The sequence below is a fragment of the Streptomyces sp. NPDC028331 genome (assembly GCF_055565775.1).
The window spans coordinates 1-11022 of record NZ_JBVHTR010000044.1 but is presented as its reverse complement, the minus strand read 5'-3'; the positions used below and the strand labels follow the sequence as shown (position 1 = coordinate 11022).

12 protein-coding genes and 1 pseudogene are annotated in these 11022 nt (G+C 68.7%); 5 read left to right on the top strand and 8 right to left on the bottom strand.

Annotation, left to right across the window (positions count from 1 at the left end; translation table 11 throughout):
* The first annotated feature begins 708 nt into the window (after positions 1-708).
* Entirely contained in the window at positions 709-1059 is a 351-nt protein-coding gene (locus ACZ4SW_RS36435; protein WP_468253378.1) for an STAS domain-containing protein, read from the top strand.
* A 107-nt stretch (positions 1060-1166) separates the two neighbouring features.
* Here ACZ4SW_RS36435 and ACZ4SW_RS36430 read toward each other — a convergent pair.
* The 3 genes and pseudogenes from ACZ4SW_RS36430 to ACZ4SW_RS36420 form a co-directional block, all read right to left on the bottom strand.
* Positions 1167-1301, bottom strand: a pseudogene (locus ACZ4SW_RS36430) (IS982 family transposase); the annotation flags it as partial.
* Between the two features lie 30 nt (positions 1302-1331).
* Positions 1332-1826: a DUF3995 domain-containing protein gene (locus ACZ4SW_RS36425; RefSeq protein ID WP_468253377.1), complete on the bottom strand. Its 495-nt coding sequence runs from the start codon at positions 1824-1826 to the stop codon at positions 1332-1334.
* A gap of 114 nt (positions 1827-1940) precedes the next feature.
* Complete coding sequence (locus ACZ4SW_RS36420) at positions 1941-2387, bottom strand: DUF6191 domain-containing protein (RefSeq protein ID WP_468253376.1); 447 nt, start codon at positions 2385-2387, stop codon at positions 1941-1943.
* Between the two features lie 471 nt (positions 2388-2858).
* Here ACZ4SW_RS36420 and ACZ4SW_RS36415 point away from each other — a divergent pair, with 471 nt between their 5' ends.
* Positions 2859-3149: a transposase gene (locus ACZ4SW_RS36415; protein WP_468253375.1), complete on the top strand. Its 291-nt coding sequence runs from the start codon at positions 2859-2861 to the stop codon at positions 3147-3149.
* A gap of 7 nt (positions 3150-3156) precedes the next feature.
* On the opposite strand, the gene ACZ4SW_RS36410 is transcribed toward ACZ4SW_RS36415, so the two are convergent.
* Positions 3157-3510, bottom strand: coding sequence for a hypothetical protein (locus ACZ4SW_RS36410; protein WP_468253374.1), 354 nt, complete (start codon positions 3508-3510; stop codon positions 3157-3159).
* A gap of 297 nt (positions 3511-3807) precedes the next feature.
* Complete coding sequence (locus tag ACZ4SW_RS36405; RefSeq protein ID WP_468253373.1) at positions 3808-4677, bottom strand: rhomboid-like protein; 870 nt, start codon at positions 4675-4677, stop codon at positions 3808-3810.
* 299 nt (positions 4678-4976) lie between these two features.
* On the opposite strand from ACZ4SW_RS36405, the gene ACZ4SW_RS36400 reads away from it, so the two are divergent.
* Positions 4977-5993 carry a sensor histidine kinase gene (locus ACZ4SW_RS36400; RefSeq protein ID WP_468253372.1) on the top strand — a complete coding sequence of 339 codons (1017 nt, stop codon included), beginning with the start codon at positions 4977-4979 and terminating at the stop codon, positions 5991-5993.
* Positions 5990-6649, top strand: coding sequence for a response regulator (locus ACZ4SW_RS36395; protein WP_468253371.1), 660 nt, complete (start codon positions 5990-5992; stop codon positions 6647-6649). Before ACZ4SW_RS36400 ends, ACZ4SW_RS36395 begins: the two co-directional genes overlap by 4 nt.
* Positions 6650-6927: 278 nt before the next feature.
* On the opposite strand, the gene ACZ4SW_RS36390 is transcribed toward ACZ4SW_RS36395, so the two are convergent.
* Together ACZ4SW_RS36390 and ACZ4SW_RS36385 are read right to left on the bottom strand one after the other, a co-directional pair.
* On the bottom strand, positions 6928-8220 hold the full coding sequence (locus tag ACZ4SW_RS36390; RefSeq protein ID WP_468253370.1) for an APC family permease: 1293 nt from the start codon (positions 8218-8220) through the stop codon (positions 6928-6930).
* On the bottom strand, positions 8217-8717 hold the full coding sequence (locus ACZ4SW_RS36385) for a hypothetical protein (protein WP_468253369.1): 501 nt from the start codon (positions 8715-8717) through the stop codon (positions 8217-8219). The genes ACZ4SW_RS36390 and ACZ4SW_RS36385 overlap by 4 nt, the downstream gene beginning before the upstream one ends.
* Positions 8718-8824: 107 nt before the next feature.
* Here ACZ4SW_RS36385 and ACZ4SW_RS36380 point away from each other — a divergent pair, with 107 nt between their 5' ends.
* Positions 8825-9814: a helix-turn-helix transcriptional regulator gene (locus ACZ4SW_RS36380; RefSeq protein ID WP_468253368.1), complete on the top strand. Its 990-nt coding sequence runs from the start codon at positions 8825-8827 to the stop codon at positions 9812-9814.
* A gap of 359 nt (positions 9815-10173) precedes the next feature.
* Here the strand turns inward: ACZ4SW_RS36380 and ACZ4SW_RS36375 are convergent, their stop codons facing one another.
* Positions 10174-10767: a hypothetical protein gene (locus ACZ4SW_RS36375; RefSeq protein ID WP_468253367.1), complete on the bottom strand. Its 594-nt coding sequence runs from the start codon at positions 10765-10767 to the stop codon at positions 10174-10176.
* Between the last annotated feature and the right edge of the window lie 255 nt (positions 10768-11022).

The window sequence follows — 11022 nt, the reverse complement described above, 5'->3', positions numbered from 1 at the left end:
GGGGGGGGGGGTGGGTGTGTTTCTGTTCGGTGGAAGGAGGGGAAAACGAGACGGGTGAGTCCTTTCCCCCCCCCCCCCCCCCCCCCCCCCCTCCCCCCCCCCCCCCCCCCCAAGCCCGTCCCGCGCGGCTTCGGCCTCGACCCCGCCTCCGTCGGCTGCAGCTTCGGTAACGGGCCGAAACTGAACGCCACGGGCACCTCCAGCGACACCGACACGCCCGAGGCTCGGATCGCGCGGACGGCAGCCACTCCCGGCAGGCACCGGCCGCGGCCGGTCTGACGCCCGGCGCGAAGCCGGAGGTCTCCGGCACCACCATCAGCCGGCCGGCATTCCCGTCCGGTCGCCCCGACCACCTCTACGCGGCGGCCCCGACCATCGACCTGGCCACACAGTCCACCACCGTCCAGCGGCTGACGTTCGTGAGTGCCGCGATCTACGCACGCCGCAAACCAGCTCACAGTGCCCATGTCCCAGTCCCGGGTGCCGGTGAGCCGACTGGGGAAGGTTGCACCACATTTGAGCGGCAGTCAGGCGAGGCACGCATCCAACGGCGCGCCTCATGATGGCAGTTCTCGTCGGGCTGTTTCACCTCCCCCGGGAAGCTCAGCCCGCTCATCGGTGCTTGTGCCTCCTACGAGGTGTCGGCCACAGGCAGTCATTCGAAGACCAGTCTTTGACGTCAGGGCGCACAGCCGGGACGCTGAGGAGGTGGACAGCAACGCTGACGACCCGCTTGGCGAGCGGCTGCACCTTTCCACCACCGTCCTGCAGAGCCGGACGGTGGTGTCGGTGGCGGGCGAGGTCGATCACCTGACCGCGGCCCAACTCGGGGACGAGTTGGGGGCCGCGATACTCAGCGGTGCTCACTGGGTCGAGGCCGACTTCAGCCAGGTCGCCTTCTGCGACTGTTCCGGGCTGCGCATCCTTCTCGCAGCACGCAGCCACTTTCAGGACGCAGGGGTGCGCTTTTCTGTGTCCGGGCCGGTCACTCCGGCCGTCGACCGGCTGTTCCATTTGACCGGTACGGGCCAGCTCCTGCGGCGGCGGGAAGCGGCCTGAGCTGCACCGGCCCCGCGCCCTCCGACAGCCTCCCGCTGCTCCCACTCCCATGGTGTGAGCGATCTCGTTCACCCTGCGGCTGTGACAGTCGGAGCCCATGAGACGACGGCGAACATCCGTATCGCCTTCTTCACCAGCGACAACGCGGCTTTGAGGCGCTTGTTGTACCACCCGGACTGCTGCGGCAGATACGGGAACATCGACGCCAGGTGCGTGTTCGCGTACCGCAGCCAGCGTGTCTCGGGTAGTCTGCTCGTGATCCCCGGCGTCATTCAGGCGGGTCCGCTGCTCGGACCGTCCGCTCTCCCGAACTCCCGAGCGGACAGGCCGAAGACGAGACCGCCGACCAGGAACCAGGGATTCCACAGCACCAGCGTCCACAGCCGCTGCTCCGGGCTGACATCTGCCTCTTGGCCCGCTGTGTCGGTCAGCAACAGCATTTCAACCGCGATGCCGCGCACCAGCAGGACAGCGCAAACAGACCAGCCCAGAGCCTTGACCACCCGTCCGGCCAGGCCATGGGGCCGCGGCCGTGCGAGAAGCCATCCCAGCGCCCCGCCGACGAGGCACAGCGTCCCCACACCCCATAGGCCCACCGCCACGAACCACGCCGGGCGTTTCTCGGCCAGGGGCCCGGCCGAGACACTCAGACCCCAGTTGCCGCCCAGCGCCCAGTAGAAATGAAGCGTGGCGAAAGCGACCGCCCAGGCGCACGCGATACGCCCCCACACGCCCGCCGTTGTCCTGCCCTGCCGATCTTCATGCATAGCCAGGAGCATGCCATTGCCGTGGCACGCCACCGCCAGAGAGGTGCGGATCCCTGAAGGGGAAGCCGCCTTGGTCTTACACCTGCCGGGCAGAGGAGCTTGCCATGGAGCTCCTCAGGGTTGCTGCGCACCCCCGCGCGGCCGGTGAACGGCCTCGCGGTCGGGCGGGAGGGCGATGCGGGCCGTGCCGCTGGCCAGGTCGATACGGGTGCGTGGCGGGGCGCCGTCGCCCTGGTCGTCGCGGCGGTTCGCTTCATGTTGCCGCTGCTCGATCTCGATCGATTTGTTGCCGCTGAATACCAGGTCGAATTCGTTGAACGCGGACCCTGTCAAGGGGCGGTGCTCAGGACCGCGGCCGCGGTGAAGGACGCTGCGCCGCTTGAATCGCCGCATCATCAACTCAGCCGCACCGCAGACGAACAGGAGAAAAGCCAGCGCCGGAAGCGCGGCGCCCCACATAGCCAGCATGCGGGAGAAACGCGGCGCCTGCGCCGGAAGTTCCCGTACTTCAGTTCGGTCCCTGGCACGCCCGCCCTTCAGTTGGCCGTCGCGATCGAACACATCGGACTTGATCGTCTAGGGCCTGTTGCGAAAGTGGATCTTGGGCGGGGATGATCTTTCGCTGTGGTGCGCGGTGATCTGACGGACGGCCAGTGGGCCCGGCTTGAGCCGTTGCTGCAGCACCCAGCTCCAGGCCCAGGCGGATGCGAAGGGCTTGATCACTTGGGACGTGAACGTCGACTCCACAATCTGCCGGGCCCACCAGCATGCCGCCGGGGCGGCGAAAAGGGGGATCTGCAGAAGGAGCCGCCTGGCGGTACTGCCATCGAGCCGGCCGACCACGGGCTCGGACGCTCCCGAGGCGGGCTGACGACCAAGATCCACCTTGCCGTCGAGCAGGGGCAGAAGCCTCTCTCTCGGTGCTGATCACGGCTGGGCAGCGGGGCGATTCCCCGCAGTTCGAGCCGGTCCTGGAAGCGATCCGCGTACCCCGCCTCGGTCCTGGGCGGCCCCGCAGCCAGGCCGGAAAAGGTGCGAGCCGACAAGGCGTACGACTCCCGCCGCAACCGGGCCTACCTGCGTAGACGCGGGATCAAAGCGACCATTCCGGTGCCAGTGGACCGGGTCCGCAACCGCAAGAAGCTCGGCTCCCGAGGCGGTCGGCCGCCGAAGTTCCACAAGACCGACTACCGCGAGCGGCATGCCGTCGAGTGCGGGATCGATCGCCTCAAGCGGCACTGGGCCGTGGCCACGAGGTATGGCAAGCTTGCCGTCCGCTACGAGGCGACCGTGCTGGTCGCAGTCCTCAACGAGTGGCTGTGACGGTGCTCTAACAGGACATCGGAACCCATGGCATCGCCTCACGCCAACCCTGGCGATCGTACGCCCAGTCGATCATCACTTTGGCGATTGGCTCTGGGCCGATCATCTCATGCGGTCTTGGGACGTGAGCCTGGAAGTGCTTGTCTGCGCCGCCTTCGCGGTACTCCACCTGGTAGCTCATGTCGTCTCTCAGGTACACCTGCATGTAGTGCTGGCCCACAGGCTCCAGGTCGAGCCTTTCCAGGATCACGAACCTGTGACGCAGGTTCATGTCAGCCAGCAGGTTGTGCAGGGCGGCTTCGGTCGGATCATCAACAGCACGCCCATCATCTTCGATTGCCCGCAGCACAGGTTTCGCCATGCCCGCGACTGTACTGGCCCACCAGGATTCTCCCGCCCATCAGGGCGGTTTCATAACGCGCCCTAGGTGTATTGATCACGAGCGTTGTTAACCGCTCACCCGGCCTCTCAACCCATCAGCAACACACCAGGCCAGCCGCCACCCCGTACACCAACACCCCCCTCCGAGCATCAACACGGGAGTTGGACGAGACAGGGACCGTCAGGCAAGACTGAACAACAGGGCCTCCTGGCACTCGAGTGGTCGCAGACCCGAGCTACCAAGGGGCCCTGAACTCATGCATCCACCCGGCCGAGATCACCCGGCCAAGGACCGTGCTGGGGTGGGACCATTCGCCTGAGCAGCCCTCATCCTTGCTGGGACAGGCGCGGTGCCGGTCAGGGAGGAAGCGCCCCGGTGCGTTTTCGAAGGGGGTACTTGGCTTACCCCCGTCCCATCCAGTCTGTCGTGGGGTGTGAACCGACGCCGTGCTGGTGGCCGGATCACAGAAGGTACGCGACCATTGGTACGCCCCCCGGTCTGAAGCGGTGCTGCGCGTGACGTCAGTCGGTGCAGGTGGGGGTGGCGGGCGTCGGACGACCGCAGACCCCATGCCAGCAGCATGCCGGTGGACAGTGCTGTCACGTGGCCGACGGGAGTGACTCCCAGCGTGGTCAGGCCGCTCGTGATGTGCGGTGCGCGCACCGCGAGCGCGGCGAGCGCGGTCCACCGGTGCCACCGCCGGGCTCCCGCTGCCACCACGGCGGCCAGGGCCGCGACGATCACGTAGGACGGGCCGACGTCCATCGTCGCACGCAGCGCCGGGTCGGCTTGGCCCGCCGCGATCCGCGCTGCCAGCAGCCCTTCGCTCACCAGTGTGCCGAGGACTTGGCCGGCCGCGATCAGCGCGACCGCCCGCATGTTGCCGAACCGGATGACGAGAAACGCCAGTATGGCCCCGGTCAGGGCGATGCTGCGCAGACAGGCCCAGGGATCGGCACCGAACAGGAAGGCGGAGGCGATGAGCGCCTCCACAGGATGATCACCCATATTGGCCAGGTTGGTCGAGGCCCAGGCGTTCACCGCTTGATCACCGCCGTACATCAGGGACGACGCGGCGGCGAGCAGGGCGAAGCCGCAGGGCACAGGGGAAAGCCATCGGCGGGCGGGCGTCCGGGAGAGATCCATGTGGCCGACCCTGGCAGAAGGTGCCCGCCCCGCGGATCTGGCCACGGACTGACCGACTGATCTCTGTCTCTGGACAGAGGCGGATGATCAGCCTCCCGGCTAGGGTCGGATGTGTGCGAGGCATGATGGTGAGACATGACGCGGTGTCCTCCGGCAGGGGGCTGACGCTCACTCAGCTGATCGGGCTGGATGTCCTTTTGGCCATGGCCCTGATGGCGTGGAACGTCTTGTGGTGGACACTTGGCACGCACCGCACGGGCTGGCCGGCATGGCAGGCCGTGCTGACGTGCTCGTTGGTCTTGGCTGTCGCCGTCCGGCGGCTGCTGCCACTGCCGGCACTGGCGGTGGCGTCGGTGACGATGGCTACCGAGGCCGCGGTCGGCCTGTCGGGGATCATGGCGACTGCCTTGCTGGTGTACGAGGTGGCGGTCACCCGGCCCGCGCGTGTCGCGGCGTATGCGGGCGCGGTGGCAGGCGCCGCACAACTCGCCTTGATGATCCCTCTGCAGGGCATAACAGGGCACTCCTGGGGGCGACCGGGGATGATCCAAGTCCTCATCGTCGAGGCCGCCGCCTGGGCGATCGGATGGTCCACCAGACAGGGCCGCGCCTACACCCGAGGCCTGGTCGAGCAGGCCGAAGAGCGGGCACAGCTCCTCCTCGTCGAGGAACGCATGCGCATCGCCCGGGAATTGCACGACGTCGTCGCGCACAGCCTGAGCATCGTCGCGGTCCAGGCAGGCGTCGGCCACCACGTCATCGGCAGCCGACCTGACGAGGCCGCGAAGTCCCTCTCCGCGATCGAGACGACGAGCAGGCAAGCCCTGACGGAGCTGCGTTCGCTACTGGGTGTTCTGCGTGATGACGACGGTGCCGAATGGCTGCCCGGCGGCCTGGACGACCTCAACACGCTCCTGGAACAGACCCGACGGGCCGGTGTCCAGGTCGAGTTGACGATCAGCGGTCACCCGCACGCCCTGCCCCGAGGTCTGGACCGCGCCGCCTACCGCATCGTGCAGGAAGCCCTGACCAACGTCGTCAAGCATGCCCGCACCGGCCACGCCCGGGCGACGGTCGCCTACGCGCCGGGCGAGGTCGCTCTCACGGTCGTCGATGCCGGAGCCGGCCGCACGACCACCCCCACCACCGAGGGCCACGGCCTGACCGGCATGAAGGAACGCGCCGCCCTCTACGGCGGCGAGGTTCACGCGGGCCCGCTCTCGCCGCACGGCTTTCGCGTCACCGCCCGGCTGCCGTACGCCACGGACGAGCGAACAGCCCGGCTCCCCGTGGGCGCCGATCTGGAGGGCGCATGACGGTGCGGGTCGTCGTGGTGGACGACGAGACGCTGGTGCGGGCCGGGTTCCGGGTGCTGCTCGAGTCGGAAAACGATCTCCAGGTCGTCGGCGAGGCGGCCGACGGGACCGAGGCGGTCAGGGTGATCCGCGAACTGCGCCCCGACGTGGCCCTGATGGATATCCGGATGCCCGGGCTCAATGGTATCGAGGCCATCCGCGCGCTGTTCGGCGGCCCGTCTCCGGTGCCCGTCCACGTCCTGGTGCTCACCACCTTCGACCTGGACGAGTACGTCTTCGAGGCGCTCCGCGCAGGCGCCGCGGGCTTCCTCCTCAAGGACACTCCACCCGCACGCCTGATCGACGCCGTGCGGGTGATCGCCACCGGGGAGTCATTGCTGTCACCCGGCGTCACCCGCAAGCTCATCGAGACCTACGTCCGCCGCCCCGGCTACCCCGGCCCGGTCACCCGCACCCTGGACGGTGTGACCGGCCGCGAGGGCGACGTGCTGGGCCTGATCGCACGTGGCCTGTCCAACAACGAAATCGCAGCCGAGCTGTGTCTGACCGTCGGCACGGTCAAGACCCACGTCAGCCATCTGCTGACGAAGCTGGGGGCCAGGGACCGCGCCCAACTCGTCATCGCCGCCTACGAAAGCGGACTGGCAGGGCGTTGAAGCAGGACGAGCCGGACCCAGTTGCCGGGCAGGAGGTCCAGGCCTCGACCGGTGCGATCCACGCGGGGCACGACACAGCCCAGCCACCCGCGGATGGGTCGATCGGCTTGACGCCCGTCCCGGCGAGCCGGACGTACCCCACCCCGACGCCCTCGAGTTGGCTTGGCGACCCTCGTGCTGCACCGGAGGTCCTGCTTTCATGCGCCCACCCGGCACGGCTGGTCTGCTGCGGGTGGCCCACCGACTGTGGACCGTCCGACGGCAAGCCGCCCACCGGGTCAGGACGTGGCAGAGCCTGTTTCACCGCGCCACCGCAGGTAGCACAGTGCGCTCGCTGTGACGATCAGCGACCAGAGCAGGTACCAGCCCGTCATGACGAGGAGTACCGCGACCGCGACAAGCGCGAGAAGTGCCGAGCGGTGGGGCAGGGTGCCACGGGGAAGGAGGCGCAGGGCTGCGGCGGTGCCCAGGGCGTACACGGTCACAAACGACCCGGTGGTGAGCAGGACGAGCGGCTGCGGGCCGACAGCGGCGACCGTGGTGGCGGTGAGGGCGAGTCCCGACAGCCCCGATACGACTGCCAGACTGCGGCGTGGCACCTCGCCGGCGCTGCTGCCCTGACTGAGCCAGGCGGGCAGCGCGCCGTCCCGGCCGAGCGCTGCGCCCAGTTTCGCCGCGCCTGCGAAGTAGGCGTTCATCGTGCCGAGAGTGAGCAGCACGGCGGTGGCCGCGGCGAGCGCATGGACTGTTCCGCCGATGCCGAGGGCGAGCAGTTCGGCCAGCGGGGCGTCGGAGGTGCCGGCGGCCGGGCCGAGGACGAGGACGCTGGCGGCGGCGACGGCGAGGTAGAGCACGCCGACGACGGCGACCGCCAGGGCGGTGGCCTGGGGCAGGTCGCGCGCCGGACGGCGGAAGTCGGCTGCCAGGTGGGTGATGGCCTCCCAGCCTGCGAAGCTCCACACCAGCAGGGCCGCGGCCGAGCCGATCGCGGGCCAGCCGTGTGGCGCGAACGGATGCAGGTTCCGCATGTGGGCGTGCGGCAGGGCGGTGGCCACGGCGGCCAGCAGGAGCGCGACGAGAAGAACGGCGAGCACGAGTTGCATACGGCCGGTGACGGTCAGACCTAAGGTGTTGGCCACCGCGACGAGCATCAGCAGTACCGCCGCTGTGACCACCACCGTGCGTCGGCCGCCGCCCACCGCGGTCGCGACGTATGCGCCGGCGAACATGCCCGCTGCCGGGGCACCGGCGGGTACGGCGAAGTAGAAGCACCAGCCGACCGCCGCCGCCGCTCGTGCGCCGAAGGCATGCCGGACGTAGGTGGAGACGCCGCCGCCGTCCGGGTGGCGGGCGCCCAGCGCGGCGAACGTGGCCGCGAGGGGAATCGACAGCAGGACCAGTGCGAGCCAGGCCAGCAGCGAGGCCGGGCCAGCCGCCCGTGCCGCCAGTGCGGGCAGGGCGATCACACCGGTGCCCAGGACCGCGCCGATGTACAGTGCGGCCCCCTGCCAGACGGTCAGTCTCCCGGCTGGCTGAGCCGAAAGTTCCTGCGCGGCTGGCGCCCTGGTCATGCCGAACCCTTCCCGGTCCGGCGGAAGGCCATGGTCCAGTTGGTTTCCCAGCTCCGCCCGCCGTCGGTCGAGAACGCCTGCTCCCAGTGGGCCGATACCGAGGTGATCTGCGACCAGATGAAGCGGCACAGGACGGGGGTGCCTTCGTGGGCGTCCTCGCCGTAGAACTCGCCGTGTCCGTCGTCGTGGAACCGGCCGACGACTGGCGGTTGCAGCAGCCCGGTACGGCTGTTCACCCAGTTCAGTGACCACTGCGCACGAACGGGGTCGAACAAGCGGAGGGTCAGGCCGCTGAAGCCTTTGGTCGGGAAGCTGATCTCGTCGAGGTTGGCGGCTCCATCGAACAGAGTGCTGTGGCACACCGCTGTGGCCGGAAATTCGTCCCACTCGGTGCTACCCGTCAGTGGTGCGCGGAGCCGCCGGTTCGTCACCTCCCAGGCGCCCACCAGGAAGTCGAAATCACCGATACCCGGTTGGCCCGGGGATGGAGTACTCATGTGCAGGTGTCCTTTGGTCTGTCCCGTGCGTCGGGCTTACGCCCAGCCGGAAAGCTAGACCGGCTCCCCTGACATCCCGTGTCAGGGGACTACGGCAGACTTTCCTCATGCGTGCGAGCAGACTGCTGTCCGTCCTGTTGCTGCTTCAGACCCGCGGCCGGATGACCGCACAGCAGCTGGCCGACGAGCTGGAGGTCTCCGTCCGCACCGTGTACCGGGACATGGGGTCTCTCGCTGCCGCCGGCGTTCCCCTTTACGGCGATCCCGGCCACGACGGTGGCTACCGGCTGGTCGACGGCTACCGCACCCGGCTGACCGGACTGACCGGCGAGGAGGCGGAGGCGCTCTCCCTGGCCGGATTGCCCGGACCGGCCGCGGACCTCGGGCTCGGCACCGTGCTAGCCGCCGCCCAGCTCAAACTGAGGGCCGCGCTTCCCGACGAACTACGCGACCGGACCGGCGAGATACGGCAGCGCTTCCACCTGGACATCTCTGGCTGGTACGCCGAAACGGATCCCACCCCGCACCTGGCCGCCGTGACTGACGCCGTGTGGCGGCAGCACCGCATCCGTATCCGTTACCGGCGGTGGAAGGCTCCCCAGGAAGTGACCCGGACGCTGGAGCCCTACGGTCTGGTGCTCAAATCCGGTCGTTGGTACCTGGTGGCGGGCCGAGAGGAACAGGTACGCACCTATCGCATCTCCCAGATCCTCTGGATCCAGGTACTGAAGGACCGCTTCGAGCATCCCCCGGGCTTCGACCTGGCCGCGCACTGGCAGTCCTATCTGGCAGACTTCGATGCCCGCCGCCACCAGGGCGACGCGGTGGTACGGCTCTCGCCGGGGATCCTCAAACAACTGCCCGACCTCATGGAACCAGCAGTGGCACACGCCGCCCGGGACAGCGCCGGTCCGCCGGGTCCCGACGGCCGCATCCAGGTCGTCATCCCCACCGAGTCCGTCGATCACGCCGTCGGCATGCTGCTACGGCTTGGCGCGGAGGCCGAGGTCGTGGCCCCCACCGAGTTGAGGGCACGGATGGCGCAGACGATCGACGCTCTGGCCGACATCTATCGGCACCCGCCCACTGCGGTATGACGCCCGGCACGTCCCGGCCCTCGGCGATCGGGACGTCGGCTTCGTGGCGCCGGCCGAGGGGAGGAAGTGGAGGCGCCGGCCTTCCTCTTCTCGGTCCTCACTCGCCTTCGGACACTCCGGCCGCGTACCGTCCGCCTTGCCCCGGCCGCCCTGTCCTGGCAGCTCCGCCGCCCGGGGCGTAGCCCTCCTGAGCGTCGGTAGCGACGTCTCAGCGAGGCGACGGGGGTCAACGTCTGCCCTTGCATCGATCCTCTGACCGCCTGGATGTAGGCGTGGACGACATCGCTCAGCGGCGTGCCTCCCCGGCTGCCCGCGCCGAGCCCTTTCGAGGGTTAAAGCATCGTTCTTCGGCGGCACGTTCAGCAGGGGACGACCGTCCACACGTGGTACCAGTTCTGCGAGTTGGCGGCGGAGATCGGCGGGAGGCTCTGGTCGATGTAGTCGCCGTGCTTGCCGTAGAACTTCGCAACGTGGGTTCCGTATTGGCGGTTCACCCAGGATCCGGTGCCGGTGTAGTTCATGGCGTAGGAGTGGCAGTAGTACATCGGGTCTTCGCTGCCGGTGAAGCCGTATCCGCTGAAGGCGCAGAAGTAGCCGTTCTGGGTCTCGGCGTACGGGTTGCAGATGCTGCTGTAGGCGGGGGCGGTGCTGCCGTGGTCGGTGAAGGTGCGCGGGTGCGCCTCGCCGGGGATGGCGACGCGGATGGTGCGCTTGTCGTCGACCTTGATCTCGTTGAGGGAGATCTGCTTGCCGCCGCTACGCTGGAGGTACTTGGCGACTTCGGCGCGCAGCGCGCCGTCCTGCGCGGGGGTGAGATGCGCGGCGCGGGCCTGGTCGGCGAACGGCTCGGGCGTGCTGGCGCCGGCGGTTCCCGCGCTGATCGAGAGTGTGAGCAGTGCAGCGGCTGCGGAAGCGGTGGCGATCTTCCTTATGGTGCGGGTTCGGCCGGCCATGGATGTTTCCCCCTGGTCCGCGGTTGATGGGCCACCGGCGATGCTGGCAGCGGCGGGCCGGTGGGGTCGAGACTGAATACTGGTCAGATCCGACGCGTGGACCGAGGTTCGACCCGCATGACTCACATCACTCACATGCCATCAATAACCTGACCCGGTTTAAGTGAGCGTTTGGTTCTCGGTTGTCTGTTTCATTTGGCTTAGCTGTCACGCCAGTTGGTGGTGGCTTCGTGGGTGAGGCGGCGGGTCATGAGG

What these genes read in the sequence shown, in the direction of transcription:
- ACZ4SW_RS36375 (WP_468253367.1), bottom strand. Translation starts at nt 10,767, where the DNA reads ATGGCCGGCCGAACCCGCACCATAAGGAAGATCGCCACCGCTTCCGCA.
- ACZ4SW_RS36405 (WP_468253373.1), bottom strand. Translation starts at nt 4,677, where the DNA reads ATGGATCTCTCCCGGACGCCCGCCCGCCGATGGCTTTCCCCTGTGCCC.
- ACZ4SW_RS36390 (WP_468253370.1), bottom strand. Translation starts at nt 8,220, where the DNA reads ATGACCAGGGCGCCAGCCGCGCAGGAACTTTCGGCTCAGCCAGCCGGG.
- ACZ4SW_RS36410 (WP_468253374.1), bottom strand. Translation starts at nt 3,510, where the DNA reads ATGGCGAAACCTGTGCTGCGGGCAATCGAAGATGATGGGCGTGCTGTT.
- ACZ4SW_RS36425 (WP_468253377.1), bottom strand. Translation starts at nt 1,826, where the DNA reads ATGCATGAAGATCGGCAGGGCAGGACAACGGCGGGCGTGTGGGGGCGT.
- ACZ4SW_RS36385 (WP_468253369.1), bottom strand. Translation starts at nt 8,717, where the DNA reads ATGAGTACTCCATCCCCGGGCCAACCGGGTATCGGTGATTTCGACTTC.
- ACZ4SW_RS36380 (WP_468253368.1), top strand. Translation starts at nt 8,825, where the DNA reads ATGCGTGCGAGCAGACTGCTGTCCGTCCTGTTGCTGCTTCAGACCCGC.
- ACZ4SW_RS36395 (WP_468253371.1), top strand. Translation starts at nt 5,990, where the DNA reads ATGACGGTGCGGGTCGTCGTGGTGGACGACGAGACGCTGGTGCGGGCC.